This window comes from Burkholderia pseudomultivorans (genome assembly GCF_001718415.1).
GTDB classification, from domain to species: domain Bacteria; phylum Pseudomonadota; class Gammaproteobacteria; order Burkholderiales; family Burkholderiaceae; genus Burkholderia; species Burkholderia pseudomultivorans_A.
Genome location: NZ_CP013377.1, coordinates 210673 through 236785, shown reverse-complemented (window position 1 = coordinate 236785; position 26113 = coordinate 210673). Strand labels below are relative to the sequence as shown.

The window sequence follows — 26113 nt, the reverse complement described above, 5'->3', positions numbered from 1 at the left end:
CAGGTCGCTGCGCGTCGCACGACGTCCGGCGCACATGCCGCCCTGCCACCGCCGCATCCGGCCGCCGCGCGACGCGCAGCACGGGACCATGCGACACTGGCCGTCACCCGCGAGCGTCGACCGCCCCGTGATCCGGCCGACGCCCGTCTTGATCCGGACATGCACGAGGAGACCCGCCCGATGAACGCTGCGCGCACCGCAACGTGGTATTTCGATTTCGTTTCGCCGTTCGCCTACCTGCAGCAGGAACAGTTCGACCGGCTGCCGCCCGCTGCCAGCTTCGAGCCGAAACCGATCGTGCTCGGCGCGCTGCTCTCGCACTGGGGGCAGAAGGCGCCCGCGGAGATCGCCGCGAAGCGCATCTTCACCTACCGCCACGCGCAATATCGCGCGGACAAGCTCGGCATCCCGTTCCGGATGCCGCCCGCCCACCCGTTCAACCCGATCCGGCCGCTGCGCCTCGCGATCGCGATGGGCGGCTCGCTCGACGCAATCCGGCAGATCTTCCGGCACATCTGGCGCGATGGCCACGATGTCGCGTCGCCGGAAGGCTTCGCCGCGCTGTGCGACGCGGTCGGTTTTCCGGAAGGCGTGAGCGCCGTCGACGCGCAGCCGGTGAAGGACGCGCTGCGCGCGAACACCGATCAGGCGATCGCGCACGGCGTGTTCGGCGTGCCGACCTTCGAACTCGACGGCGACCTGTTCTGGGGCGAAGACGCGACCGCGATGTTCGTCGACTGCGCCACCTCGCGCGCGTGGCTCGACTCGCCCGAGGTCCGTCGCATCAGCGCGCTGCCCGAAGGCATCCGGCGCGGCTGATCGCACCGGCGCCTGCGGACGCGCGCGCAGGCCACGCGGGCGAACCCGAGCGGGGGCTTGCCCGCCTTTTCTTTTTATTTTCGAGCGGCGGCTTCGCGGCCTGGCGTGCCCGACAAGTTCGCGCGGCACGCAAACGCATCGCTCATTCGATGCAATCTCCGCATCGCGTCGTCGAACCGGCCGGTCCGGCTCGATATTTTTCGGCCTGCCGCGAACATCCCGGCGCAAAAATCCGACGATTCGCGACCGCCTTGCCGCATGCCGCCGCGCAGTCCGGCCCGATCAAATCGCCCTGTTTTATCAGGGGATTCCCGGTATTTTTTCGCATTTTCTTCGAAATAACGGGTGACATACTTGCCCCCATTGCGCTCCGGTGCGAGCGCGCTTCCTGATCCTGGCGGCCGCGCGTCATGCACGGCGCGTCCGCCGGGGTCGCAGAACATGAACAATTTCGACACCGCGATCCAGCTCTTTCTCACGCGCATCACGTTCGGTCCCCTGATGAATCACGCGATTCGCGTGATCGCCGGCCTGTACACGTTCAAGGGCTTCGTGCTCGTCCCCGTGCTGTGCTGGCTCTGGTTCCAGCCCGGCCCGTACCGCGAACGGCAACGCGAGCTGGTCGTCGCGACGCTCGCGAGCGGCCTCGTCGCACTCGCGATCGGCCGGCTGCTCGCCGCGGTGCTGCCGTTCCGCGTGCGACCGATCTACAACCCCGAGTTGCACCTGCACTTTCCGTCTGCGGGGCTGCGCGCTGCGACGCTGCAGGCCTGGAGTTCGTTCCCGAGCGATCACGCGATGCTGTGGATGGCGATCGCGACCGGCATCTTCATCATCGCGCGCCGCGTCGGCGTGCTCGCGCTGCTGTATGCGGTCGTGTTCATCTGCCTGCCGCGCGCGTATCTCGGCTTCCACTACCCGACCGACCTGCTCGCCGGCGCGGCCATCGGCGTCGCGATCACGTGGCTGCTGACGTGCGATGCCGTCCGTTCGCGCTTCGCGCCGCACGTGCTGCAGACGATCCGGCGCTTTCCCGCGCCCGCCTATACGCTCGCGTTCCTGCTGTGCTTCGAGCTGATCACGCAGTTCGACGAACTGCTGACGCTCGCGCAGTCGGCGACGCACGCGATGTGACGCGCGGGCTTCACGATGCTGCCGCTGCTGTCTTTCCGTCGACCGGGCGTGCGCTGCCGCCCGCATGCGGCGGCCTCGCGCCGCGCCACACCCGCATGCGTCAGTCGCGATCCGGCGCGCCGAGCGGAAAGAACGAACGGAACGGCCGCGCCTCGTCGACGGCGCGCGCGAACGACGGCCGCGCAAGCAGACGCTTGCGATACGCAATCACGTTCGCGAACGACGGATCGATCCGGTGGGTCCAGTCCGCGTAGAACAGGAATGGCGCGGCGCCGCAGTCGGCAAGGCTGAAGCGGTCGCCGGCCGCCCATTCGCGATCGGCCATCTTCGCGTCGAGCCAGGCATAGGATTTTTCCAGCATCGCGCGCGCGTCGGCGACACCCCGCGCGTCGCGCTCGGCCGCCGGACGCAGCGCGTCGTACACGACCTTCTGCTGCGGCGTCGCCACGTAGTTGTCGAAGAAACGATCCATCATCCGCACCTCGATCGCGTCGTTCGGATCGTCGGGCAGCAGGCGCACGGGCCCCGGATATCTGAGCCCGAGATACTCGACGATGATGGTCGCCTCGATGATCGTGCGGCCTGCGTCGACCAGCACCGGAAAGCGCTTCATCGGCCACAGCGCGGCCAGCTCCTGCATCGGTTTCGGATCGTCGTGCGGCAGCAGACGGTAATCGAACGGCGTGCCGTTCTCGTACAGCGCGGTCAGCACCTTCTGGCAGTAGGACGAAAACGGATGGGCGTAAAGCGTCGGCATCATTGCGCGGCCTCTCTGGGATTCGGGCGCCGTGTCGCGGCGCCGCATGGTCGGATACCGTGACGACGAACGGCAGCCGGCCGATTCGACATGCGTGCGGATATTTTCCGGTCATGCCGGCGCTACGCCGTGCCGTCCATCGCGAGCCGCCCTTCCGCGCGCCAGCGCAGCATCCCGCCGCCGAGATTCGCGACCGCATCGAAACCGGCCTTGCGCAGCAGCACGGTCGCCTGCGCGGAACGCCCGCCGGCCCGGCACACGGTCACGACCGGCCGGTCGCGTGCGAGCTCGCCGGCGCGCGCGGCCAGCTCGCCGAGCGGAATCGACGTCGCGCCGGGCAGGTGGCCGAGCGGGCCCGTGAACTCGTCGGGCTCGCGCACGTCGACGACCTGCACCGCCGGCAGATGATCCTCGAGCCACTGCGGGTCGATTTCCCAGAAGCCGGCGAACGTATAGACGAGCGGCGCCCAGTCGGCCTCCGCCTGCGCGTCGGGCGCACTCGCGGCGACCCCGCACTGCAGGTTCGCGGGCACCGCGACGTCGATCTGTCGCGGATGCGGAAGGCCGAGGTTGTGCATGTAGCCGGCGAAATCGTCTTCGCTGAGATCGCCGCCGAGGCGCGGATTGAAGCGCCGCTCCTCGCCGACGCTCGTCGCCGTCAGCCCGCGATAGTCGTGCGCGGGATACAGCAGGCAGGCGGCCGGCAGCGTGAACAGCCGGCCGTGCACCGCGCGATACAACGCGCGCGGATCGCCCTGCTGGAAATCGGTGCGCCCCGTGCCGCGGATCAACAGGCAGTCGCCGGTGAAGGCCATCGATTCGTCGTCGAGCACGAGGCTGATGCAGCCGTTCGTATGGCCCGGCGTCGCGCGCACGGTCAGGTAGCGCGCGCCGAATGCGCAGCGATCGCCGTCGCGCAGATAGCGATCGGCGCCCTGCGCGCCGCTCGCCGCCGAGATCGCGATCGCGCTGCCGGTGCGCTGCTTCAGCAGCCACGCGCCCGTCACGTGATCGGCGTGCACGTGCGTGTCGACGGTTGCGACGAGCCGCAAGCCCAGTTCGTCGAGCAGCGCCGAGTCGCGGCGCACCTGTTCGAAGACCGGGTCGATCAGCAGCGCCTCGCGCGATGCGTGGTCGGCGAGCAGGTAGGTGTAGGTAGACGATTGCGGGTCGAAGAGTTGCCGGAAGATCATCGTGAGGGCGCTCCGTCGCCGGTTCGTGTCGACTTATAGCGTAGGCCAAAATGCGCGCCGCCGACGCACGGCGTGCGGTGGATTCCGGGGCGGCGGGACGATACGCCGCGACCGGCCGCTCGCGTACGCTGACTTACACTACGCCCTGTTCACGTCTTGCGTTCACAGGAATTCCGTCGACATGTCGATGACGATCGATCCGAAGCAGGCCGCCGCGCTTCTGGCCGTCGCCGACACCGGCAGCTTCGAGCAGGCCGCCGTGCGGCTGCACGTGACCGCATCCGCGGTCACGCAGCGCGTGCGCGCGCTGGAGGCGAGCCTCGGCACGCCGCTCGTGCTGCGCACGCGGCCGTGCCGGCCGACGGTGGCCGGGCAGCGCGTGCTGCAGCACCTGCGCCGCGTCGCGCTGCTGCAGGCCGACCTGCAAAGCATGCTCGCAACCGAGCGCGAATCGCCGATCTCCGTCACGATCGCGCTCAACTCCGACAGCCTCGGCACCTGGTTCCTGCCCGCGCTGACCTCGGTGCTGGCGGGCGAGCGCATCCTGTTCGAGCTGATCGTCGAGGATCAGGACCACACGTTCGCGCTACTCGAGAGCGGGATGGCGATCGGCTGCGTGACGACCGAGCCGAAGCCGATGCGCGGCTGCGTCGCGACGCCGCTCGGCACGATGCGCTACCGGCTGCTCGCGGCCGCCGCGTTCGCGGTGCGCTGGTTTCCGCGCGGGCTGAACCGCGCGAGCGCGCGGCGCGCACCGGTGGTCGCGTATTCGCGGCGCGACACGCTGCAGTCGTCGTTCCTGGAAGAAAAATTCGGGCTGCCGGACGGCGCCTATCCCTGCCACTACGTGCCGGGCACGCACGCGCACTTCGCGGCGGTGCGGCACGGGCTCGGCTATGCGATGGTGCCCGAGCCGCTGATCGGCGGCGCGCCGCTCGACGCGCAGGGGCTCGTCGATCTCGCACCGGCACATCCGACCGACGTCGCGCTGTACTGGCACGCGTGGACCGTGCAGTCGCCGACGATGGCGTCGCTGTCCACGCGCGTCGTCGAAGCCGCGCGCCGGCTGCTCGAGCCGCTGCCGAAATGAATCGGCGGGCGACCGGCGCCGCGCCGGCCGCACTATCCCGCGCGGCGTGCGGGCCGCGCTTGCCGCCGCCCGCGACGCGAGGACTTCAGCCGCGCCGCTGCGCGAAATACGCGCCGACCGCCTCGATAAAGGTGTCGATGTCCGCGCGCGACACGTCGCAGTGCGTGACGAAGCGCGACGCGTACAGCATCTGCGTGAGCATCCCGCGTGCCTTGAGCCACGCTTCGAGCGGCGCGCAATCGGCTTCGGGGAATTGCGCGAACACCATGTTCGTCGCGTGCGACAGCACCTTCACGGGCTCGATGCGAGCGAGGCCCGCGGCAAGATGCGCGGCGTTCGCATGGTCGTCGGCGAGCCGCTCGACGTTGTGGTCGAGCGCGTACAGGCACGCCGCCGCGAGAATGCCCGACTGGCGCATCCCGCCGCCGAGCACCTTGCGCCAGCGCTGCGCGCGCTCGATCAGCGGGCGGCTGCCGACCAGCACCGAGCCGACCGGCGCGCCGAGCCCCTTCGAGAAGCAGATCGACACGGTGTCGAACGGCGCGCACAGCTCGGCGATCGAGCGGCCCGACGCGACCGCCGCGTTGCACACGCGCGCGCCGTCGAGATGCGCGGCCAGCCCGCGGCTGCGCGCGAACGCGACGGCTTCGTGCACATAGCCTTCCGGCAGCACCTGGCCGCCGATCGTGTTCTCCAGCGCGAGCAGGCGCGTGCGCGCGAAATGATTGTCGTTCGGCTTGATCGCGGCGGCGATCTTCGCGATCGGCAGCGTGCCGTCCGGCGCGTTCTCGATCGGTTGCGGCTGGATGCTGCCGAGCACGGCCGCGCCGCCGCCTTCGTACTTGTAGGTGTGCGCAAGCTGGCCGACGATGTATTCGTCGCCGCGCTCGCAGTGCGCCATCAGCGCGGCCAGATTGCTCTGCGTGCCGCTCGGGAAGAACAGGCCGGCTTCCTTGCCCGCGCGCTCGGCCGTGGCGCTCTGCAGGCGCAGCACGGTCGGGTCGTCGCCCCATACGTCGTCGCCGACTTCGGCGGCTGTCATCGCGGCCAGCATCGCCTGGCTCGGACGCGTCACGGTATCGCTGCGTAAATCGATCATTGCTTTGCCCTGAGTGAACGCAGGCCGGAACCGAGGCGCCCGGCCCTGCCGAAACGAGACTCAGAGTGTACGCAATTCGCCGCACGCCTGCTGACGGTGCGGCACGCGCGCGGCGCGCCGCGTGCCGCACGCGCTGTGTCGCAGCGCACCGTGCCGTCGGCCGTCAGTAGCGCGGCGGCGGCGGTTGAACGCCGGCCGGCGGCATCGGCGGCGGCGTGCGCGGCGCGCCGCCATATCCACCACCCCCGCCGCCGCTCATCCCGCCCGGCACCGGCACACGGTTGCCGGCCGCATACATGCATTGCAGGTAGCCGTAGTCGTAGCGGCGCTGCATGTCGTATGCCGAGCCCTGCGCCGCGCCGGCGCCGACCACGCTGCCCGCGAGCAGGCCCGCTCCCGCGCCGACGGCCGCACCGGTGCCGCCGTTGATCGCGGCGCCCGCCGCCGCGCCGAGCGCGGTGCCGACGGCCGCGCTGCCGACCGCGCTCGCGGTCGACGCCTGCCCGGCGCTCACGCCGCCCGACTGCTCGAACGCAAACTGGCGACAGTTCGCGTCGTCGGCGCGGAACTGGTCGAACGACTTGCCGGTGCCCGGCAGCGCCATCACGCTCGGCCCGGTCGGCATGTACGCGCATGCGCCGAGCAGCGCGGCCAGCGCCAGCGCGGCCGGCAGGCGCAGAGGTCGAATCGCTGGTTTCATCGTCGCGCCTCCGTCATTGCGGTCGCGCCGGCACCGCTCGCCAGCCCGACCTGCATTCCTTCACATACGGGTAGTAATGCCTCGACGCGTCGCAGTAGTACCAGAGGTTCGCGTCGCCGTTGTCCTGGGGCTGGCCCTTCTCGATGTATTCGGGCGGCGGCCCCGGATCGACGGGCACCGCGACGACGGGCGGCGGGTAGTAGTACGGCGCGGGAACCACGGGGTAGTAGTACGAATAGCCGGGGCCGACATAGACCCCGACCCGGGCGGCATGCGCGAGGCCGCCCGTCGCGATCGCCACCGTCGCGACCGCGCCCAGCGCGAGCTTCAATCGATTCACGTCACGTTCTCCGGCACGCCGGTTCGTCGATTCGAACCCGGCATATCGAACGCTACGCCGCGCGCGATCCGGCATCCATTACAGGCACGCGCGCCAATGTTGCGCGCCGTTACCGTTGTGACAGACCCCGTCGGCGACGGCCCGCCGGCGCGGCCGCGCGCATTACGCGCTAACGGGCCGAAACCGGCCGGTCGCGCGCGGCGCCGCGCAGCAGCGGTTCGCCACCGCCGCTATCGTTCAATGCCGCGACGCGCCATATTGACGCACGTGCGGCAGACCGCCACGCCGGCCGGTCGCACGCCGCGAACGCCGTTCTTGATACGAATCAACGATTTATCCCGGCATCGGCCGAAACGGGCTGGACATCTGCGACGAGTTGGCACATTTCGCGGCGCAACATCGCGTCCCATACTCCAGCCAACCCCGCCGCCCGTCGGCCGGGGTCCGCCGGCATCCGCCGGCGGGCATCGACAGCTTCGGTCAACTGGTATGGATACCGCTTTCTCGGCCCTCGATCTGGCCCGCCTGCAATTCGCGTTCACCGTCTCCTTTCACATCGTCTTTCCGGCCATGAGCATCGGCCTCGCGAGCTTCATCGCGGTGCTCGAATACCGCTGGCTCAAGACCGGCAAGCCGTACTACAAGACACTCTGCCTGTTCTGGTCGAAGATCTTCGCCGTCGCGTTCGGGATGGGCGTCGTCTCCGGCGTCGTGATGAGCTATCAGTTCGGCACCAACTGGTCGGGCTTCTCCAGCTTCGCCGGCTCGGTCACGGGCCCGCTGCTGATGTACGAGGTGATGACCGCGTTCTTCCTCGAAGCGGGCTTCCTCGGGATCATGCTGTTCGGCTGGAACCGCGTGAGCCCGCGCGCGCACTTCGGCGCGACGCTGATGGTCGCGATCGGCACGCTGATCTCGACCTTCTGGATCCTCGCGTCGAACAGCTGGATGCAGACGCCGCAGGGCTTCGAGATCGTCGACGGCCGCGTCGTGCCGACCGACTGGTTCGCGATCGTCTTCAACCCGTCGTTCCCGTACCGCCTGCTGCACATGGCGATCGCCGCGTTCATCGTCGCCGCGCTGGTCGTGGCCGCGACGGGCGCGTATCACCTGCTGAAGGGCCGCCGCGACAAGAGCGTGAAGAAGATGTTCTCGATGGCGCTGTGGCTGCTGCTCGTGCTCGCGCCGCTGCAGGCGGTGATCGGCGACCAGCACGGCCTGAACACGCTGAAGTACCAGCCCGCGAAGATCGCCGCGATCGAGGGGCTGTGGGAAACCGAGAAGGGCGGCACCGCGCTGAACCTGTTCGGCATCCCGGACATGAAGGCCGAGACGACGCACTACGCGTTGAAGGTGCCGCATCTCGGCAGCCTGATCCTTACGCACAGCTGGGACGGCGAGATCCGCGGGCTGAAGGAATTCCCGCCGGAAGACCGGCCGAACTCGACGCTCGTGTTCTGGAGTTTCCGCATCATGGTCGGCCTCGGCTTCGCGATGATCGGCCTCGCCCTGCTCGCGTGGTTCCTGCGCCGCCGCGGCCGCCTGTATGAATCGAAGCTGCTGCAGCGCTTCGCCCTGGTGATGGGCCCGGCCGGCTTCGTGTCGCTGCTCGCCGGCTGGGTGACGACCGAGGCGGGCCGCCAGCCGTGGGTCGTGTATGGCGTGATGCGCACCGCGCACGCGGTGTCGCCGCTGTCGGTGCAGCAGGTCAGCGTGTCGATGATGACGTTCGTGATCGTGTACTTCCTCGTGTTCGGCACCGGCGTGTACTACATGCTGAAGCTGATGAAGGCCGGCCCCGCGCTGCCCGATGCGAAGCACGACCATACGCCCGACACGCGCCACGACCATACCGCGCGCCGCCCGATGTCGGCCGTCGACGAACCGCTCGAGACCGTCTGAGCCGCCCACCCCATCCGCATACGAGAAAACCTATGGACGTCACCGTAATCTGGGCCGCGATCATCGCATTGGGGCTCTTCATGTACGTCGTGCTCGACGGCTTCGACCTCGGCATCGGCATCGTCTTCCCGTTCTTCCCGGACGAGAAGGAACGCGACCTGATGATGAACACCGTCGCGCCCGTGTGGGACGGCAACGAGACCTGGCTTGTGCTCGGCGGCGCGGGGCTGTTCGCGGTGTTCCCCGTCGTCTACTCGACCGTGCTGTCCGCGCTGTACCTGCCGCTGATCTTCATGCTGGTCTGCCTGATCTTCCGCGGCGTGTCGTTCGAGATCCGCGCGAAGGCGCGGCGCACCAAGCATCTGTGGGACCTCGCGTTCATCGGCGGCTCGGCCGGCGCGACGTTCTTCCAGGGCATCGCGCTCGGCGCGTTCCTGCAGGGCATCGACGTGAAGGACGGCGTGTTCGCGGGCGACGCGTTCGACTGGCTGACGCCGTTCAGCCTGCTGACCGGCCTCGGCCTGATCGCGACCTATGCGCTGCTCGGCTGCTGCTGGCTCGTCGCGAAGACCGAAGGCGACCTGCAGCGCCGGCTGCATCGCGTGGTGTGGCCGCTGACCGTCGTGCTGCTCGGCTTCATCGCGATCGTCAGCCTGTGGACGCCGCTGCAGGATCCGGCCATCGCGCAGCGCTGGTTCGATACGGGGCTGTTCTGGCGTCTGCTGCCGGTACCGTTCCTGGTCGCCGGGTGCGCGGTGTGGATGCGGCGCGCGGTGCGCGACCGGCACGACATGACGCCGTTCGTGCTCGCGCTGGCGCTGGTGCTGCTCGGCTACGTCGGCCTGCTCGTGTCGCTGTTCCCGTACGCGATTCCGCAGACGCTCACGATCTGGGAAGCCGCCGCACCGCATTCGAGCCAGACCTTCACGCTGGTCGGCGCAGCGGTTATCCTGCCGATCATCATCGCCTACACGACGATGGGTTACTGGGTATTCCGAGGCAAGGTGCGCCATGAAGACCAGCATTACTACCACCACTGAACGGCAAGCCGATACGCGGCGGCCGCGCATGCGCGGCTGGATGTGGTTCGTCGTGCTGTGGGCGGGCGGCGTGATCGGCGCCGTCACGCTCGGCTACGCGTTCAAGATCTTCATGAACCTGACGCTGTTTGCGGTGAAGTAAGCCGCGCGCCCGGCGCGAAGCCGGGGCGCAGGGTGCCGGTCACGCGCGGCGGCGGCGCATCATCCGCGTCCGCGCAGCGCCGCTTCGATCTTGCGGTCGGTCTTGTACTGGCTCAGCGCATACACCGACCAGATCGCGGCCGGCAGCCAGCCGATGATCGTGAGTTGCAGGATCAGGCAGATGATCCCGGCGATCGGGCGGCCGATCGTGAAGAACTGGAACCACGGCAGCAGCAGGGCAAGCAGAAGGCGCATGAACCCACCTCTCGGGACGTTGTTGAACGGGTGATGCCTCGCGAATATGCCGGCGCACCCGGCGGATTTCAAGCCGCATGCGCCGGCCCGCATCCCGGCCCGCCCGACGGCAGCGCGGCGCCGTCGACCGCCCGGCGCCGCCTGCCTCGCCCGCGTCATGCCGCGGACGCCTTCCCGTCAGGCGCGGCGATCCGCGTCCGACGCCTCCCTCGACACCCGCCTCAACGGTCGATACCGAGCCCCGGCAGCACGCGCGTATTCTCGGCCACGACCGCATGCAGCAGGCGCGGGTCCGCGCCGAGCAGCCCGAGGATCGTCGGCGCGACCTGCTTCGTGCCGACCAGGTCGGTCACGGTGCGCGCGCGATGCAGGCCCGGATACGACACGAGCAGGCCGAGATGGCTGTCGTCGGGCGCGTTGCCGCCGTGCTCCTCGTCCTTCTTCGTGCTCGACGTATAGATCACGCCCGGATTCGGCTGCACGACGATGTCCGGCGTGCGGCCGTTGGCCGGGTCGCCGAAGCGGTCGGCGAGCGCCGCACCGTACAGGATGTACGCCTGCGGACCGTCCGCGCAGATCCCCGGCGCATTGCAGCCGAGGTTCGCCTTCAGCGTCTCTACGACGGCCGTGCGCTGGCTGCGGTCGCGCAGCCAGATCAGGCCGACGTCGTCGGTCTGCACGAAGCCCGTGCCGACCAGCCCCGAACCGTCGTTCAGGTTGCCCGTCCGGGTGTTGTTCTGGCCGAAGTTGCCGTTCGGGTCGAGATAGTTGTTCGCTTCGAGCAGCTTGGTCAGCGTATCGCCGTTCTTCACGAGCTTCGTGTGATCGGTCGGCGACTGGCCGTGCTTCGACGTGACGATCACGGCCGTCGACGAATACAGGTTCGCCTGCTTCAGCGCCGCGACGACATGGCCGATCGCGTTGTCGACATACGTGATCGCATTCGCGACCTGCCCGTTCGGCGTGAAGTTCGCGTCGAGATAGCCGCCGCCCGTCGCGACCGGCGCCTTCTGCGCAACGCTCAGCGTCTGGAAATTCGCGCCGAACAGCGTCGGCACCGGCGCGCTCTTGGTCCCCGTCGAGTCGCGACCGCCGATCTGGTTGATCAGCGCCTGCACGTGCAGGTTGTCGAAGCGCGCGGTATGCGAATAGACGTCGGTGTAATCGGTGCCCGTCGCCGGATCGATCGAGTTGATCTCGGTGCGCGCGAGATCGTCGACGCCGGCGCCCGACGGGCCGTTCAGCCAGTCGTAGCCCCACGCGTGCTTGTCGGCCCACGCGGTATGCGCGTTCGGGATACCCGCCTTCACGGCTTCGAACACCGTGTTGGTCTTCACGTAGTTGTGCGGATAAACCGGCACGCACTGGCCGTTGACCTTCGCGTGCGGAATCGCCTGCGGGTTGAATGCGCCGCCGCCGTCGAGGTGGACGAGCGCGCCGCCGTTCTGGGCGTCGATGCCCGTCGTCTCGTCGAACACGACGTTCCAGCCCTGCTTGCCCGAGCAGGTCGTATCGCTCGGCGCGTACAGGTTGCGGTCGTACGACACGTCGTAGAACAGGCCGGCCGTCTTCGGCGAGCCGCCCGTCACGAGCGCCGCGAGGCCCGGGAACGAATCCGACAGGCCCGGCGTATACGCATTCGTGTAGGTCACGCCGCTTTGCGCGAGCACCGCGAGGTTCGGACACGTGTTCGCGCCGATGCAGCGCGCGAGATCCTGCTCGTGCAGGCCGTCGATGCTGATCAGCAGCACGTGCTTGACGACGCGCCGGCCGTGCGCGGCGTCGCCGCCCTGACTGTTGCCGTCCTGCTGCGCGTATGCGCCCATGCTCGCGAGCGCCAGCGCGCCCGCCACCATCGCTGCGGTTTTCCGCTGCTTAACGAAGAAAGACATCATCACCCCACCTCATCGATTGACGTTGAACTGCATGACTTGCCACCAGCGCGCAAAATATCGCCGCGCCGTGCGGCGGTCGGATGAAGCGGGGCTTTCTGTTTTCTATCAAACGTAACTAATCGCAAGCGACACGCAATCGTCGCAATGCGGCGCGCGACGCGCGCTCACGCGCCGGGCGAATTTTTTTCCGGTTGGCGCACGACTATTGGCGTGTGATAAAGGGTTTTCCCTGACCCGGAGCACGAGTATGTCGACCCTGGAAGCCCTCCGGTTCGTGCTGGACGACGCACGCACCCCCGAAATCATTCGCCATCATGTCGTCGACGCGCTGCAGTACGCGCTGCGCAACTACGGACAGGTCTTTACGGCGAAGGAAGTCGAATGGCTCGCGCAGTGGGACGACGCGCGCCTGCCGCTGGCCGCGAGAAAGGAACTGGACAAGCGCGAGCCGGCGATCGCCGCGCGCTGAGGACGCGCGCCGCGGCGCCCCGCTCGGGCGGGCGCCGCGGCGGCTTGCTACGCGCTTACTGCAGACCGAAATCGACGCGCGTCGTCGCACCCTTGTCCTGGATGCCCTTCGCATCGAGTTTCGGCGCCACGACGAACACGCGGCGCGCATCGATCTTGCCTTCGAGATACTGACGCACCGCCTGTGCACGCTGCTGCGCGAGCGCGCGCAGCGCGTTGTCGTCGGCCGGCGCGTGGTCGGCCAGCGCCTTCTTCATGTCCGCGTCGGGCAGCGTCTTCTGCAGGCCGATCAGGTTGCGCGGCTTCTTGAAGTCGGCGGCCTTGTAGGCACGCGTCAGGTACTTGCCGTACTCGGCCGGCTCGACCTTCACCGACATCGGATCGATGCTCTCGCCCTGCCCGATCACGTCCTTCAGCTTCTGCTGGCGAACCAGGCGATCGACGTACGCATCGCGCAGCCCCGGCGTGTCCTTGGCCGGGTCGACGCGCCCGATCAGGTCGAGACGGATCGACGGCTTCTCGGTCAGCATCTTCACGACGGTGTCGAGCTTCTTCTGCTGCGCGTCGTCGAGTTCGTACGAGCCCGGTGCGAACTCGACATAGCCGAGATCCTCGCCGCCGCCGCCGAACGCGTTCGCGAGCAGCATGAACGGCGACGTGACGGCCTTCGCGATCAGGTTCAGCACCGCATGCCAGATCAGCCCGCCGACGCTGAACTCCGGATTCGACAGCGAGCCCGACACCGGCAGGTTCACGTCGATCTCGCCGCGCGTGTTCTTCAGCAGCGAGATCGCGAGCTTCACCGGCAGCTTCGTCGCCGTGTCGTTCTCGACGTGGTCGCCGAACGTCAGCTGGTCGATGAAGATGTGGTTGTTCGCCTTCAGCTGGTCGTTCGCGAGCTCGTAGTGCAGATCGACGTTGAGCTTGCCCTTCGTGATCGGATAGCCCGCGTACTTCGCCGAGTACGGCGTCAGGTTGGTCAGTTCGATGTCGTGCGCGGTCGCCGTGAGGTCCAGCGCCGGCTTGTCGATCAGCGGGTTCACCGAGCCCTTGATCGAGATCGGCCCGTTGCCGGCGAGGTTCGCGGCGACGTCGACCGGCGCGGAGGTCGTCGAATCGGTGCCGAACGCGCCGACCGTGCCCTTGATCGCGACCAGGTTCGCCGTGTAGTTCGGCTTGATGAAGTTGTCGGTGTAGGTCACGCGGCCGTTCTGCAGCACCAGCTGGCCGAAGTGCATCCGCACCGGGTTCTTCGGCGGCGGCGCGGCCTTCACGATCACCGTCGCCGACGCGGCGGCCGGCGCGGACGCCTGCTGCGCGGCCGCGGCCGACGCCGCCTGCGCGGCGGCCGGCGGCGTGACGCCCGGCGACAGCGGCACCGGCTCGCCCTTGCTCGCATCGCGCGTCAGCGACTGCGCGGGGCCCGACTCCTTCGCGACGACGTCCTTCAGGTTCAGCCGCCCCTGCGCGTCGAGCAGCACGCGGCCGTAGAAGTCGGAGAAGGTCACGCGCGACGCGTCGACGTCGGTGCCCTTCTCGTCGTAGTTCGCCTTCAGGTTCGACAGCGCGAGCGAGCGCCAGCCCGCGAACGGGTCGGAGGTCGCCTTGTCGAGCATCCGCACGTCGACGAGCGCGACGTCGCCGCGATACGTCGCGCGCATCGCGTCCTTCACCTGCGCGAACTGCAGGTTGCCCTGCGCGTTGAGCAGCGCGCTCGCGATCGTCGCGTTCAGCGTACTGCCGAAATACGGCTCGAACGCGGCCGCGTCGAGGCGGTTGCCGTTGATCTTCAGGCCGAGCTTCAGCGGTTGCGCAGTCACGTCGCCCGACACGTTCAGCGAGCCCTTGCGATTCAGCGTCGCCTTCAACTGCACCGGCAGCGGCTTCGTCATGTCGTCGCCGAGCTTCTGCACCGACAGGTCGAGCGGCTTGATCGCCAGTTTCACCGGGCGCGGCGTCGACAGGTCGGTGAAGTTCGCGGACGCGTCCTTCACGTTCAGCGCATCGATCCGGTAATGCCAGGACGGCGCGGCGGCCTCGGCCTTGCGCGCGACCGTGCGCTTGGGCACCGACGCCTGCGCGGGGCCCGCGAGCGCCGCGAGGTCGATCTTGCCGTCCTTCAGCCGCTTCACGTCGAGCGCCAGCCCGCTGGCGTCGACGCTCGCGATCTCCGCGGTGCGCGCGGCGACGTCGACCTTCGCGATCTTCGCGCTCGCATCGGGCAGCACGATCGCGGGCGCCTTCGCGTCCGGCGCCGCGATCTTCACCGACTTCAGGCTCACGACGCTGTCGGCGACCTGCGCGTCGAGCGGCGTCTTGCCCCAGTCGGCCTTCGCGTTGAGCGTCGCGCCGAGCGCGCCGTCGAGCACGCGCGCGCGCGTCGCTTCGCCGAGATACGGCTGCAGCGGCGCCAGCGCGAGCGCATCGACCGTCAGCTTCGTGTCGACCTGCTTCGCCGCCAGGCTGAACGCGCCTTCGGCCTTCACGTCGCCGCCGCGCGACAGCGCCGTCGACAGCGTGTACTTCGCGGGCGTCCTGCCTTGCAGCGAGAAGCCGTCGAGCGTCGCGGCGAGCTTCGTCAGCGACAGCGCGGTCGGCGGCGCCGGCACGCGGTCGTCGAGGTTGACCGTGCCGCCGTCGATCGCGAAATGGCGGATCGTCAGGTCGAGCGGCGGCGTCTTCGCGTTTGCTGCGGCCGGCTTCGCACCGCTCGCGGCGGCGGAGGCGGCAGCGGCCGTGGCGCCCGATGCGGCCGCTGCCGGCTTCGGCGCGGCTGACGGCTGACCGGCGAGCTTCTCGAGGTTCAGCACGCCCTGCTTGTCGCGCGACAGGTCGACCACCGGCCGGTCGATGCGAATCTCGTCGAAATGCAGCACGTTGCGCAGCGGCTCGAGGCTGGCCGCCGCGACATGCACGCCGTGCGCGGCGAACAGCGGCTCGGACGCGAGGCCCGTCACCTTCGCGTCGGCCAGGTCGACGGTGCCCGACACGCGCAGCGCCGGCGTTTCGCCGTTCATCGCGAAGCTGAGCGCGAGGTCGCTGCTCAGCAGGCCGCTCGTCACGGCGACCGGCAGCTTGGTCGGCGCGTACGAGATCAGCTTCGGCACGTCGAGCTTGTCGAACTTCAGCGCGATCTCCGATTCGCGCGACTGCGCGAACGGCTTGGTCTTGCCGTCGATCGCGATCGGGCTGCCGTCGAAGCGCAGGCGCAGCGTCGGCTGGACGAAGATGTCGGTCTTCGACGGCAGCGTCGCGATATACGGAATGCCGAGCGTCCAGTTGTCGACGACGTGCTTTTCGTTCAACAGGCGGTCGTCGAAATCGATCCGGCCGTTGTTGACCTGGATGTTCGACACGGAGAACAGCGTCGGCTTGCTGTCGGGTTTCGACGGGGTCGAGAATTTCTCGATCAGGTCGGTGAAGTTGAAGCGCTGCGCGTCGTAGCGGACGATGTGAAAGCGCGGCGAATCGAGGCGGATCTCGTTGACGATCGGCGCGCCGCGGAACAGCGACGTCCACGACGGCCGAACGACGAGCTTCGCGATGTCGATGAAGTCGCCCTGCCCGCCGCGCTCGCCGAGGTGGATGCTGTCGGCTTCGAGGTTCAGCGTGTACGGGTTCAGCGCGATGCGCTGGATCGTCGCGGGCCGGTCGAGCTGCTTGCTCAGCTGCTGCTCGGCGATATGGCGGATCAGCGGCGGCGCCGCGAAGAATCCGAGCAGTCCGAATAAAACCAGGAAGATCAGCACGCCGATGCCGATACGCCGGGTGCGACGCGCGCGTGCGATGCCGCCGAGGGCATGGAGGGTCGAGGGTAGGGTTTCTTTGTCTGCGCTTGCCATGCTGGATTGCCTCGGGAATGGACGCCGGCCGCACCGGAAAACCGGTTCGCCCGCGCGCGCTATCCCGAAAGTATAGGCTCAGGAGGTAACGGAACGGCGTTCGGGTGCCGCCGCCGCGCCCGCCGATCGGACCACGGCGGCGGCCGTCCGTTCATTTCCGCACGACGACGGGCGGCATCCACGAGCCGTCGCTCGCTTGCGGTTTCGGCGCATACAGCCGCAACGCGAGTGCGAAATCGGTGCGCGGCGCCGGCAGCCAGTTCGCGCCGCCGGGCGTGGCGGACACGACGATGTCGATCGAGCCGTCGTGATTGCGACGCAGCCGGTCGCGATCGCCGAGCGAGCGGCGTGCGGCGCCGACGTCGGGCAGCGCGCCGTTCGTCGTGTACGGCGTCAGCGTCCAGAACGCGCGCACCGGCGGCAGCGCACGCGGCGCGAAATGCAGCACGTAGCGGTTCGCGCCGTTCAGCGGATGGCCGTCGCTGTCGACGCGGACGATCGCGAGCGTCTCGTCGTCGCGCGTCGCGGTGCCGAACTGCGTATAGGCCGCATACGCGCGCAGTGCGTAGTCCTGGCCGTACTTGCCGGCCGTATCGCCGATCCAGGTCCAGCCGTTCGCGTTCAGCAGGTTCGGCGGCGGCGTCGCGAGCCGCGCGCGCGCCTCCGCGACGCCGGCCGTCGCGGCCGCGAGGCGGTCGCCCGTCCACAGCACCGGATAGCCGGCCGATACGCCGATGTCGTCGAGCAGTTGCTTCGCGTGCGGATCGTCGTCGGGCGCCGGGTTGTCCTGCAAGGCCTGCGCGAAACGCGTGAAGAACGCCTTCGGATCGAGCGCGGCGACCTGCTCCGCCGGCGTGCCGCCGCTCGCCGCCTCGGACGGCGCACTGCCCGCGTGGACCGCGACCGACGCGCCGCGCGCGGCGCCCGTATAGACCGACAGCGGCACCACGCGGATCGCACGCTGCAGCTTCTTCACGTTGGTCAGGTCGCGGCCGCCGCTCGTCTGCAGCCGCACGTCGAGCCAGACATTGCGCGACGGCACGTCGACGCGCACCGCCCCCTTCGGCAGCGCGCCCTGCCAGTCCTTCGCGGCGAAGGCAATCGTTTGCGATCGCGCGCCGCCGCGAGCCCCGTGCGCGGTCACGCTCGACGACGACCACAGCACGTTCGTCCACATGTCGAGCGCGCGGGCGTCCCAGTAGCGGCCGCGCGTGTCGGGCAGCGTGACGATCACGGGCTCGTCCGCCACGTCGAGCCAGCCGGTCGAATCGAGCGTATCGACGCCCGGCAGCGGCGGATTGACCGCGCCGACCGGCGGCAGCGCCTGCGCATGGCGCAGCGTGTTGAGCGGCGCCTGGCCCGGCTGCGCGCCGTCGCCGCCCGTTGCGACGTCCTTCGCGACGTCCATCAGCACGAGCGGATACGCGTACACATAGGAGTCGGCGACTTCCGAGCGCATCCAGCCGGTTTTCTGCTGGATCGCGTCGGGCTGCGACGCGCATCCCGCCAGCAGCGCCGCCATGGCCAACGGCACGCAGGCGCGCCGCAGAGAAATTGACTCTCGTAGGTTTTCAATCATCGATTACTGGCCGAATATCATTCTTTTCAGTCAACGCCGGCTTCGTCAGCGACCGGCGCATGCCAGACATCGCAGCAAGCCCGGCGGGCCGCTTCGCGGCGCAGGATGCCGATGTCAGGCCGGTATCATAGCGCCTAAGGGCATCCCCCAATATGCCGAATAACGGGTCGGGCGCTAGCGGCGTCCGGCCGCGGCCGTGCGCACGGCCGCTAATTGGGGGAGGATCGACGCCGGCAGGCGCGAACATGCGGGCCGCCCCCCCGCGGCACATCGTCGCCGACGCTTGACCTTACCATCATGGGAATGTTGATACTGACACCCATCGCGTCACGCTTCGGGGAAATCCGCCATGAATGAACCACTTGCTTCCGCAGCCCTGCACACGATCGAACTCGGCGTCGACGGCATGCATTGCGGCGGCTGCACGGGTCGCGTGCAGCGCGCGCTGGCCGCGGTGCCGGGCGTCGTCGACGCGGCGGTCGATCTCGACCGGCAATCGGCAACCGTGACCGCGTTGGAGACGGTCGAACCGGCCCGGCTGGTCGAGGCGGTCGGCGAGGCCGGCTATCCTGCGGTAGTGCGTGAAGCGGGAATCGGGGCGGCCGCAGCTGCGCGGACGCACGAGCACCGCGCGGCAATGCCGGCAGCGTCCGGCGCCGCCGACCGGACGCTGCCGGCCGATACGACGATCGAACTCGACATCGACGGGATGACTTGCGCGTCCTGCGTGTCGCGCGTCGAAAAGGCGCTCGCGAAGGTGCCCGGTGTCACGCATGCGTCGGTCAATCTCGCGACCGAACGCGCCACCGTCGAGGCGGCGGCCGACGTCACCGCTGCGCGGCTGGTCGACGCCGTGAAGCAGGCCGGCTATGGCGCGACGCCGGTCGAGCCGGATGCCGCCGTCCCGGCAACCCCCACCGCGCCGACCGCTTCCACCGATATCGAGCTCGACATCGGCGGCATGACCTGCGCATCCTGCGCCGGTCGCGTCGAGAAAGCGCTGGCCGCCGTGCCGGGCGTCGCGCGCGCGTCGGTGAATCTCGCGACCGAGCGCGCCTCGGTGCACGGCGCGGGCCCGCTCGCCGCCGACGCGCTGATCGCCGCCGTCACGACCGCCGGCTATCGCGCATCGCTGACGGCCGCGCCCGCTCCCGCGACGCAGGCCGACTCGCAGGCCGCCCGCCCCGCCTCGGACGCCGACACGCGCAAGCGCCGCGAAGCGATCCGCGAGCGCAATCTCGTGATCGGGGCCGCCGTGCTGAGCGCGCCGCTCGTCGCGCCGATGCTGGCCGCGCCGTTCGGCATCGACGCGATGCTGCCCGGCTGGCTGCAGCTCGTGCTCGCGTCGATCGTCCAGTTCGGCTTCGGCGCGCGCTTCTACCGCGCCGCGTGGCACGCGGTGAAGGCGCGCGCGGGCAACATGGATCTGCTCGTCGCACTCGGCACCTCAGCGGCATTCGGGCTGAGCCTGTGGATGCTGCTGCGCGATCCCGCGCATCCCGGCCACCTCTACTTCGAGGCGTCGGCCGTCATCATCACGCTGGTGCGCTTCGGCAAGTGGCTCGAAGCGCGCGCGAAGCGGCAGACGACCGAAGCGATCCGCGCGCTGAACGCGCTGCGGCCTGATCGCGCGCGCGTCGTCGAACACGGCGTCGAGCGCGACGTGCCGCTCGCGCAGGTGCGCGTCGGCACGGCCGTCAGCATCCGTCCGGGCGAACGCGTGCCCGTCGACGGCCGGATCGTATCGGGCCGCTCGCATATCGACGAATCGCTGATCACCGGCGAGAGCCTGCCCGTTCCGAAAGACGCCGGCGACATCGTCACGGCCGGCTCGATCAACGGCGAAGGCGCACTCGTCGTCGAAACCACCGCGATCGGCGCGGAGACGACGCTCGCGCGCATCATCCGTCTGGTCGAATCCGCGCAGGCGGAGAAAGCGCCGATCCAGCGTCTGGTCGATCGCGTCAGCGCGGTGTTCGTGCCGGCAATCCTCGGCATCGCGGTGCTGACGCTGATCGGCTGGCTGCTCGCCGGCGCCGGCGCGGAAACCGCGATCCTCAACGCGGTCGCGGTGCTCGTCATCGCATGCCCGTGCGCGCTCGGCCTCGCGACGCCGGCCGCGATCATGGCCGGCACCGGCGTCGCGGCCCGGCACGGCGTGCTGATCAAGGACGCGCAGGCGCTCGAACTCGCGCAGCGCACGACCGTGATCGCATTCGACAAGACCGGCACGCTGACCGAAGGCAAGCCGTCGGTGACGGCCTTCGAAGCGGTCGGCATGCCGCGCGGCGAAGCGCTCGCGCTCGCGGCGGCGGTGCAGCGGCAAAGCGACCATCCGCTCGCCCGCGCGGTGGTCGCCGCGCACGACGCGGCGGCTGCCGCCGACGGCAGTGCGGCAGCCACGCCGGTCGCGACCGACGCGCGCGCGGTGGCCGGGCGCGGCGTCGAAGCCCGCGTCGACGGGCAGTTGCTTGCACTCGGCAGCACGCGCTGGCGCGACGAACTCGGCATCGTCGTGCCGCCCGCGCTCGACGCACGCGCCGCCGAACTCGAAAGCGCGGGCAACACGATCTCGTGGCTGATGCGCGCCGACGCGCCGCGTGCACCGATCGCGCTGATCGCGTTCGGCGACACCGTGAAACCCGGCGCGCGCGACGCGATCGCGGCGCTCGCCGCGCGCGGCGTCGCGAGCGTGCTGGTCACGGGCGACAACCGCGGCAGCGCGGCGGCCGTCGCCGCGTCGCTCGGGATCGACGAAGTCCATGCGCAGGTGCTGCCCGACGACAAGGCGCGCGTGGTCGCCGACCTGAAGCGCACGCACGGCGGAATCGTCGCGATGGCCGGCGACGGGATCAACGATGCACCCGCGCTCGCGGCGGCCGATGTCGGCATCGCGATGGCGACCGGCAGCGACGTGGCGATGCATACGGCCGGCATCACGCTGATGCGCGGCGATCCGGCGCTCGTCGCCGACGCGATCGACATTTCGAAGCGCACCTATCGGAAGATCCAGCAGAACCTGTTCTGGGCGTTCGTCTACAACCTGGTCGGCGTGCCGCTCGCGGCGCTCGGCTGGCTGAGCCCGGTGATCGCAGGCGCCGCGATGGCGTTTTCCAGCGTCAGTGTCGTGACGAACGCACTGCTGCTGCGGCGATGGAAGGGACGCGCGCGCTGAGCGCGCGGGCGAACCTCGCCGCGGTCGATTTCAGCGGGGAAGTGGTATCGGGAAGCGGATTCAGTCGTGAACGACCGGCTTGATCAGCGTCGTCGTGATCGGCACGAAACCGCACGCGCGATACAGTGCGCGCGCCGCCGCGTTGTGGTTGAACACCGACAGCCCGATCTCCGTCACGCCGTGGCGGCGCGCGTCGTCCTCGAGTGCGTCGAGCGCGCGCGTGGCCCAGCCCTCGCGACGTCGGGACGCGACGATCTCGAGATCGTAGATGAACAAGGTGCGGTTCGGCCCCTCGGCCACGAGCGCGTACCAGAGGTCGCCGACGGTGTCGCCGCTGGCGGTATCGACCAGCGAGACGAGCGTCTGGCCGGAAGTCAGCAGGCCGTCGGGCAGCAGGGTGTCGAAACAGGCGCGGGCACGGTCGGCCGCGTCTTCGGGGGCGTTTTGCCCGGATGACACGAGATCGCGCGCATAGCCGTCGATGGCGCGCGTGCGGTACGCGTGAAATTCACCGGCCGTCATTGGCCGCATTTGCAGCATGGCCCGGTCGCCGTGGAGGGATCGAGCTTTCAGTGTAGCGGGACGGTCGCACCGGCGCACGGGGCGGCGGCGGAAGCGGGCGCTGGACGGCGAGCGCCGGGCTGAATCAGCGAATCAGCGAATCAGCGAATCAGCGACGGTACAGGCAAATCGGCACGAGATGCGAGCGACGCACACGCTCGGCTTCAGCGCGACGGGCAGCGTACGAGTATTCCGCATCGAGCGGCAGGTGCGGCGAAACGAACAGGTCGTCGATCTTTTGCAGCAGCGCGAAGATGAAGCTCATGTGAGACTCCTGACAGATAAGGCTAGGGTTTTCCCTGAGATAGATGCCATTCTAAGGGTTTTCCCTAAACTCTGCCAGTGCGCTGCATCGGTTTGTCGCACCGTCCCGCCGCGCCGACGCGTGGCGCGCCCCCCGATCCTTGCCCGGCGCGGCTTTCCAGACGGGGTCGAAACGATCAATGCGTGCGACGGGCCCGCTTCGCGGCGGCGGCTTCGCGCGACGCGTTGCGCTGCAGCCGGTCGACCTGGGACAGCAGCGCTTCGTGATGCTCCTCGAGCGTCATCAGCGTCGCCTGCTGGGTCGACAGATCGGCCGCCAGACGATCGATCCGCAATTGCCGGGCGGCGACGTCCTGCTTCAGATGCGCAATCTGCCGCGTCTGCATCACCAGCGCGACGAGCCCGGCCAGCACGACCACGGCCAGCGCGAGCAGCAGCCGGTTGACGCGGCGCATCTCGCGATCGGCCGCGCGCGTCAATCCGGCCACTTCGGTCTGCAGGGCCGCGACGCGGTCCGACAGCGGGCGCAGCTGAGTTTCCGGATCGAAGGTCGGGCCCGCCTGCTCCGCGGACGGCTTCGTCACGAAAGCCGCTGCGGATGGCGCGCTCGGCGACGCCGCTGCGGCAGCCGGTCGGCCCGCATCGCGCTGGACGGGAGCCGTCGGCGGTTGCGACGATTGCGGCGCGGCAGGGCGCTCGTCAACCGGGACGGTTTCCGGTGCCGGGTTGGGTTCGGTGGAGAGGGATGCGGCTTCCGCGATCGTCGGAACCGGCCCGGAGCGGGCCGCCGTATCGCGCGGCGTCGTGCGACGCTTTGCGCCCGACGAGGACCGGCGCTCCTTCACGTTGTCGGCGGCGGACCGTGCCGCACCCGACTTCACCGCCGGGCCGGCTGTCGCAGCTTCGTCGATCGGGGCGACGGCGGCCGCATCGTCTGGGCCGTCGACTTTTGCCGTGGCATCGGCAGGTTCGAATGCGTGTTCGCCGAGGGCCGACGCGCTGCCCGCCCCGGATGCCGCACGCGCTTCAACCGCCGCCACGGACTCTGCATCGCTCACACGCGCATCGATGACCTTCGCCGCAACTTCGCCGACTTCATGCGCGTTGCCCGACGTCGGGGCCATCCCGTCGACTACCGACGCGCCGCCACCCTGCGCAGCCTCATCGTGCCCGGATGCCTGCATCTCGCCGGGCGCCGCCGCGCGCGTCGCATCGCTTACATCCGAATCCGCGGCTTCCCCGGCTTCCACGCGGCCGGTCGCGGTGGCCGCTTCGGCCATTTCAATCGCCTCAAAGCCGTCGAGCGTCGCCTGCCGGCCGGCAGCAGCATCGTCCGCCGCACTGCTCGTTTCCGCCGACGCCTGCGCAACCGCCTCGTCGCGCACCGCAACCGACGCACGCTCGCCCGGCTCGAGCACCGGGTCGCCGAACAGGTCGAGCGTCTGTTCGGCCCGCGCCGGATCGCCGCCCGGCGCGGGCGCCGCCTTCACCGCGGCCTTCGCGGCCGCCTCGCCTGCGGCCGCCGCGGAGCGCGGACGGGAGCGTGCCGACGAACGGCTGCCGGAACGGGAACGGGAACGAGGCGCGATAACGGATTCGGTCATGAGATCGGATTGCGAGGCCCGCGGGCGCGGGACCGGACGTCGAACGGAATCGGTGGCCGGCCATTGTCGCATGAGCCGCCGCCTATTCGTCGCCCGACAGTCCCCTTCCTTCCTCGAAACGCGTGACGCCGCGCAACGCGCGCAGCTTGTCGCAGATCGCGCGATATTCGAGATCCGACACGCGTGCGAGCGCGATGCGCACCTCGTCGTGCTCGCCCGTGTCGTCGGCGCGCTGCACGATGAACTGCTTCACGCGCGCGCTGTCCGGCCCGAGCGCCGCATGCAGCGAGTCGAACGTCAGCGTGCCGCTCACGACCGTCAGCGCGAGCTGGCGCCGCTGCCGCACCGTGAAGTAGCGCCGTTCGAGCGGCTTGATGCCGGCCAGGATGATCAGGATGATGATCGTCGCCGAAATCGACGCGACGTAAAGCCCGCCGCCCACCGCGAGACCGATCGCGGCCACCGACCACAGGCTCGCGGCCGTCGTCAGCCCGCGCACGATCTCGCCGCGCAGCAGGATCGAGCCCGCGCCGAGGAAGCCGATCCCCGACACGACCTGCGCGGCGATCCGCGACGGATCGAGCACGATGTGGTCGCTGCCGAGCACGTCGGCGAAACCGAATGCCGACACGATCATGATCAGCGCGGAGCCCACGCACACGAGCATGTGCGTGCGCAGCCCGGCCGCCCACGACAGGCGCTCGCGCTCGAAACCGATGACGCTGCCGAGCGCGGCCGCGAGAATGAGCCGCATCACGAGTTCCAGATTGCTGAGCATCCGATTTATCTCCTTTTTTGTGGTGCCGGCCGCGCGGAATGTTTTATCCTTGGGCCCGGCTGCGCCGATTCGGGCCGCGCCGACACGTTCGATCCAAGCGCTCAACCCCGCCATGTCCGTCTCCGACTCCGCTTCCGCCCAGGCCGCCCAATTGCGCCACCATTTCGCGCACGTCGTCTTGCCGCTTTGGCGGGGTTCAGGGTTCGACCACGCATTGCAACTGCCGTTCGAGGCCGTCGATCCGGCCACCCACGCACCGTTGCCGGTAACGCGCTATCGCGCGATGGCGTGCGCGCGGCAGCTGTTCGTGTTCGCGCAGGCCGGCGACGCGGCGCACGCGGCCACGTTGTTCGATTCGCTGCGCGACCGTTTCCGCGACACGCGCCACGGCGGCTGGATCTACAGCGTCGACGCGCAGGGCGCACCGCTCGACACGACCAAGGATCTCTATACGCACGCGTTCGTCGTGTTCGCCTGCGCCGCGTGGCACGCGGCATCGGGCGAACCGGCCGCGCGCACGATCGCCGAGGAAACCGCCGCGCTGATCCAGGACCGCTTCGCACCGGCGCCGGGCGATGCGCTGCTCGATGCAGCCCGTCACGCCGATTTCTCGTCCTCGGGCAAAGGCGCACTGCAGAATCCGCTGATGCATCTGACCGAAGCCTGGCTCGCGGCCGCCGACGCGTTCGGCGACCCGGCATTCGACGACGCGCTCTTGCGCACCGCACAGGCCGTCGAACGCAGCTTCGTCGACACGGCGACCGGCTGCGTCGCCGAACTGCCGCTCGGCACCGCCGGCAACCGCTTCGAGCCCGGCCACCAGTTCGAATGGTTCTATCTGGTGGACGCGGCCGGCGCGCGGCTCGCGCAGACCACGCTCGCCGACGCGCTCGCGCGCGCGTTCGAGTTCGCGGAACGACACGGCGTCGACGCGCAGACGGGCGGCGTCTGCGCGGCACTCGACGCGCAGGGCGCATGCATCGACGGCACGCAGCGAATCTGGGCCCAGACCGAATATCTGCGCGCGCTCGCGACGCACGGCGGCACGCCGGCCTCCGCGCCGCTCGCGACGCAGATCGGGCGCTTCGCCTCGCGCTTCCTGCACCCGCGCGGCTGGTTCGAATGCAAGACCGCGGACGGGCAGGTGTCGCGCGCCGACATGCCTTCGACGACACCCTATCACCTCGCGACCGCCTACGCAGCCCTGCCGGCCTGAGCGGCTGACGGTAGACGGCGCCGCCGCGCGACACGCGCGCCGGCGGTTCGGTGGTTCGGCGGCTGCGCCCGGGAGCGTCCCGCGCACACCGCACATCGGACGGGCACGCGGTTCGCTCGTCCGGCAGCGGCGGCGCCGAAATCCACGCGATTCCCGCCTTCCGCGCAAAAGTCGCGCCGCATCGCGCGCGCGATGCGGACGAATTTCCTTGCTTATCCGCAGCCCCCTTCCTAGAGTTCAGCGCAAGCGGCCACTCATTGC

The 26113-nt window shown here is 69.4% G+C and carries 23 protein-coding genes; 9 read left to right on the top strand and 14 right to left on the bottom strand.

The genetic code is table 11. From position 1 onward, the window contains the following. Nucleotides 1-180 precede the first annotated feature (180 nt). Nucleotides 181-819, top strand: a complete 639-nt coding sequence (locus WS57_RS01015) for a 2-hydroxychromene-2-carboxylate isomerase (protein ID WP_059605016.1) — start codon at nt 181-183, stop codon at nt 817-819. A 74-nt stretch (nt 820-893) separates the two neighbouring features. On the opposite strand, the gene WS57_RS36725 is transcribed toward WS57_RS01015, so the two are convergent. After that, complete coding sequence (locus tag WS57_RS36725) at nt 894-1298, bottom strand: hypothetical protein (protein WP_167361711.1); 405 nt, start codon at nt 1296-1298, stop codon at nt 894-896. On the opposite strand from WS57_RS36725, the gene WS57_RS01010 reads away from it, so the two are divergent. Continuing rightward, nucleotides 1261-1953 carry a phosphatase PAP2 family protein gene (locus tag WS57_RS01010; RefSeq protein ID WP_069243627.1) on the top strand — a complete coding sequence of 231 codons (693 nt, stop codon included), beginning with the start codon at nt 1261-1263 and terminating at the stop codon, nt 1951-1953. The two genes, WS57_RS36725 and WS57_RS01010, sit on opposite strands and share 38 nt — an antisense overlap. A 100-nt stretch (nt 1954-2053) precedes the next feature. Here WS57_RS01010 and WS57_RS01005 read toward each other — a convergent pair whose 3' ends face one another. After that, nucleotides 2054-2713: a glutathione S-transferase family protein gene (locus tag WS57_RS01005; protein WP_060334249.1), complete on the bottom strand. Its 660-nt coding sequence runs from the start codon at nt 2711-2713 to the stop codon at nt 2054-2056. Nucleotides 2714-2832: 119 nt separating this feature from the next. After that, nucleotides 2833-3903 carry a rhodanese-like domain-containing protein gene (locus tag WS57_RS01000; protein ID WP_009694963.1) on the bottom strand — a complete coding sequence of 357 codons (1071 nt, stop codon included), beginning with the start codon at nt 3901-3903 and terminating at the stop codon, nt 2833-2835. 187 nt (nt 3904-4090) lie between these two features. Here WS57_RS01000 and WS57_RS00995 point away from each other — a divergent pair, with 187 nt between their 5' ends. Next, a complete protein-coding gene (locus WS57_RS00995; RefSeq protein WP_230945604.1) occupies nt 4091-4993 on the top strand; it encodes an HTH-type transcriptional regulator ArgP in 903 nt (300 codons plus the stop codon). An 85-nt stretch (nt 4994-5078) separates the two neighbouring features. On the opposite strand, the gene ltaE is transcribed toward WS57_RS00995, so the two are convergent. The 3 genes from ltaE to WS57_RS00980 all read right to left on the bottom strand — a co-directional run bounded on the left by ltaE (nt 5079) and on the right by WS57_RS00980 (nt 7132). Continuing rightward, on the bottom strand, nt 5079-6092 hold the full coding sequence (gene ltaE, locus WS57_RS00990) for a low-specificity L-threonine aldolase (protein ID WP_069243626.1): 1014 nt from the start codon (nt 6090-6092) through the stop codon (nt 5079-5081). A gap of 163 nt (nt 6093-6255) precedes the next feature. Continuing rightward, a complete protein-coding gene (locus WS57_RS00985) occupies nt 6256-6792 on the bottom strand; it encodes a YMGG-like glycine zipper-containing protein (RefSeq protein WP_040130875.1) in 537 nt (178 codons plus the stop codon). Nucleotides 6793-6805: 13 nt separating this feature from the next. Then, nucleotides 6806-7132 (bottom strand): hypothetical protein, encoded by a 327-nt coding sequence (locus WS57_RS00980; protein ID WP_059604949.1) that lies wholly within the window; start codon nt 7130-7132, stop codon nt 6806-6808. 489 nt (nt 7133-7621) lie between these two features. On the opposite strand from WS57_RS00980, the gene WS57_RS00975 reads away from it, so the two are divergent. Genes WS57_RS00975 through WS57_RS37510 form a run of 3 tightly spaced genes read left to right on the top strand, consistent with a single transcriptional unit; the run spans nt 7622 to nt 10216 of the window. Next, the gene (locus WS57_RS00975; protein ID WP_040130873.1) at nt 7622-9034 is read left to right on the top strand and encodes a cytochrome ubiquinol oxidase subunit I; all 1413 of its coding nucleotides are present in this window, start codon (nt 7622-7624) and stop codon (nt 9032-9034) included. Nucleotides 9035-9066: 32 nt separating this feature from the next. Next, nucleotides 9067-10074 (top strand): cytochrome d ubiquinol oxidase subunit II, encoded by a 1008-nt coding sequence (gene cydB / locus WS57_RS00970; RefSeq protein WP_040130872.1) that lies wholly within the window; start codon nt 9067-9069, stop codon nt 10072-10074. Further along, a complete protein-coding gene (locus WS57_RS37510; RefSeq protein WP_167361710.1) occupies nt 10046-10216 on the top strand; it encodes a hypothetical protein in 171 nt (56 codons plus the stop codon). Before cydB ends, WS57_RS37510 begins: the two co-directional genes overlap by 29 nt. 59 nt (nt 10217-10275) lie before the next feature. Here the strand turns inward: WS57_RS37510 and WS57_RS00965 are convergent, their stop codons facing one another. Both WS57_RS00965 and WS57_RS00960 read right to left on the bottom strand, forming a co-directional pair. Then, the gene (locus tag WS57_RS00965) at nt 10276-10470 is read right to left on the bottom strand and encodes a YqaE/Pmp3 family membrane protein (RefSeq protein ID WP_040130871.1); all 195 of its coding nucleotides are present in this window, start codon (nt 10468-10470) and stop codon (nt 10276-10278) included. A gap of 221 nt (nt 10471-10691) precedes the next feature. Next, complete coding sequence (locus WS57_RS00960) at nt 10692-12365, bottom strand: alkaline phosphatase family protein (protein ID WP_060240581.1); 1674 nt, start codon at nt 12363-12365, stop codon at nt 10692-10694. Between the two features lie 247 nt (nt 12366-12612). On the opposite strand from WS57_RS00960, the gene WS57_RS00955 reads away from it, so the two are divergent. After that, on the top strand, nt 12613-12834 hold the full coding sequence (locus WS57_RS00955) for a hypothetical protein (RefSeq protein WP_040130869.1): 222 nt from the start codon (nt 12613-12615) through the stop codon (nt 12832-12834). A 55-nt stretch (nt 12835-12889) separates the two neighbouring features. Here WS57_RS00955 and WS57_RS00950 read toward each other — a convergent pair whose 3' ends face one another. Then, nucleotides 12890-16675, bottom strand: coding sequence for a DUF748 domain-containing protein (locus WS57_RS00950; protein ID WP_069243625.1), 3786 nt, complete (start codon nt 16673-16675; stop codon nt 12890-12892). Between the two features lie 151 nt (nt 16676-16826). Next, nucleotides 16827-18254: a DUF1254 domain-containing protein gene (locus tag WS57_RS00945; RefSeq protein WP_040130867.1), complete on the bottom strand. Its 1428-nt coding sequence runs from the start codon at nt 18252-18254 to the stop codon at nt 16827-16829. Between the two features lie 349 nt (nt 18255-18603). Between WS57_RS00945 and WS57_RS00940 the strand changes: the two genes are divergently transcribed. Continuing rightward, the gene (locus WS57_RS00940) at nt 18604-21429 is read left to right on the top strand and encodes a heavy metal translocating P-type ATPase (RefSeq protein WP_081337569.1); all 2826 of its coding nucleotides are present in this window, start codon (nt 18604-18606) and stop codon (nt 21427-21429) included. A gap of 60 nt (nt 21430-21489) precedes the next feature. Here WS57_RS00940 and WS57_RS00935 read toward each other — a convergent pair whose 3' ends face one another. From WS57_RS00935 to WS57_RS00925, 4 genes are all read right to left on the bottom strand, one after another. Further along, nucleotides 21490-21969: a GNAT family N-acetyltransferase gene (locus tag WS57_RS00935; protein WP_009689758.1), complete on the bottom strand. Its 480-nt coding sequence runs from the start codon at nt 21967-21969 to the stop codon at nt 21490-21492. Nucleotides 21970-22099: 130 nt separating this feature from the next. Then, on the bottom strand, nt 22100-22255 hold the full coding sequence (locus tag WS57_RS37505; RefSeq protein ID WP_009689757.1) for a hypothetical protein: 156 nt from the start codon (nt 22253-22255) through the stop codon (nt 22100-22102). Nucleotides 22256-22430: 175 nt separating this feature from the next. Continuing rightward, a complete protein-coding gene (locus tag WS57_RS00930) occupies nt 22431-23930 on the bottom strand; it encodes a flagellar hook-length control protein FliK (protein WP_335645795.1) in 1500 nt (499 codons plus the stop codon). 10 nt (nt 23931-23940) lie between these two features. After that, nucleotides 23941-24636, bottom strand: a complete 696-nt coding sequence (locus tag WS57_RS00925; protein WP_009689754.1) for an MgtC/SapB family protein — start codon at nt 24634-24636, stop codon at nt 23941-23943. A 112-nt stretch (nt 24637-24748) separates the two neighbouring features. Between WS57_RS00925 and WS57_RS00920 the strand changes: the two genes are divergently transcribed. Next, on the top strand, nt 24749-25852 hold the full coding sequence (locus WS57_RS00920) for an AGE family epimerase/isomerase (protein WP_069243623.1): 1104 nt from the start codon (nt 24749-24751) through the stop codon (nt 25850-25852). The last annotated feature ends 261 nt before the right edge of the window (nt 25853-26113 follow it).

Excerpts from the sequence above, each read along its gene's own strand:
- WS57_RS01015 (WP_059605016.1), top strand. The coding sequence starts at position 181 with ATGAACGCTGCGCGCACCGCAACGTGGTATTTCGATTTCGTTTCGCCG.
- WS57_RS01010 (WP_069243627.1), top strand. The coding sequence starts at position 1,261 with ATGAACAATTTCGACACCGCGATCCAGCTCTTTCTCACGCGCATCACG.
- WS57_RS01005 (WP_060334249.1), bottom strand. The coding sequence starts at position 2,713 with ATGATGCCGACGCTTTACGCCCATCCGTTTTCGTCCTACTGCCAGAAG.
- WS57_RS01000 (WP_009694963.1), bottom strand. The coding sequence starts at position 3,903 with ATGATCTTCCGGCAACTCTTCGACCCGCAATCGTCTACCTACACCTAC.
- WS57_RS00995 (WP_230945604.1), top strand. The coding sequence starts at position 4,091 with ATGACGATCGATCCGAAGCAGGCCGCCGCGCTTCTGGCCGTCGCCGAC.
- ltaE (WP_069243626.1), bottom strand. The coding sequence starts at position 6,092 with ATGATCGATTTACGCAGCGATACCGTGACGCGTCCGAGCCAGGCGATG.
- WS57_RS00985 (WP_040130875.1), bottom strand. The coding sequence starts at position 6,792 with ATGAAACCAGCGATTCGACCTCTGCGCCTGCCGGCCGCGCTGGCGCTG.
- WS57_RS00975 (WP_040130873.1), top strand. The coding sequence starts at position 7,622 with ATGGATACCGCTTTCTCGGCCCTCGATCTGGCCCGCCTGCAATTCGCG.
- cydB (WP_040130872.1), top strand. The coding sequence starts at position 9,067 with ATGGACGTCACCGTAATCTGGGCCGCGATCATCGCATTGGGGCTCTTC.
- WS57_RS37510 (WP_167361710.1), top strand. The coding sequence starts at position 10,046 with ATGAAGACCAGCATTACTACCACCACTGAACGGCAAGCCGATACGCGG.
- WS57_RS00965 (WP_040130871.1), bottom strand. The coding sequence starts at position 10,470 with ATGCGCCTTCTGCTTGCCCTGCTGCTGCCGTGGTTCCAGTTCTTCACG.
- WS57_RS00960 (WP_060240581.1), bottom strand. The coding sequence starts at position 12,365 with ATGATGTCTTTCTTCGTTAAGCAGCGGAAAACCGCAGCGATGGTGGCG.
- WS57_RS00955 (WP_040130869.1), top strand. The coding sequence starts at position 12,613 with ATGTCGACCCTGGAAGCCCTCCGGTTCGTGCTGGACGACGCACGCACC.
- WS57_RS00950 (WP_069243625.1), bottom strand. The coding sequence starts at position 16,675 with ATGGCAAGCGCAGACAAAGAAACCCTACCCTCGACCCTCCATGCCCTC.
- WS57_RS00945 (WP_040130867.1), bottom strand. The coding sequence starts at position 18,254 with ATGATTGAAAACCTACGAGAGTCAATTTCTCTGCGGCGCGCCTGCGTG.
- WS57_RS00940 (WP_081337569.1), top strand. The coding sequence starts at position 18,604 with ATGAATGAACCACTTGCTTCCGCAGCCCTGCACACGATCGAACTCGGC.
- WS57_RS00935 (WP_009689758.1), bottom strand. The coding sequence starts at position 21,969 with ATGCTGCAAATGCGGCCAATGACGGCCGGTGAATTTCACGCGTACCGC.
- WS57_RS37505 (WP_009689757.1), bottom strand. The coding sequence starts at position 22,255 with ATGAGCTTCATCTTCGCGCTGCTGCAAAAGATCGACGACCTGTTCGTT.
- WS57_RS00930 (WP_335645795.1), bottom strand. The coding sequence starts at position 23,930 with ATGCGACAATGGCCGGCCACCGATTCCGTTCGACGTCCGGTCCCGCGC.
- WS57_RS00925 (WP_009689754.1), bottom strand. The coding sequence starts at position 24,636 with ATGCTCAGCAATCTGGAACTCGTGATGCGGCTCATTCTCGCGGCCGCG.
- WS57_RS00920 (WP_069243623.1), top strand. The coding sequence starts at position 24,749 with ATGTCCGTCTCCGACTCCGCTTCCGCCCAGGCCGCCCAATTGCGCCAC.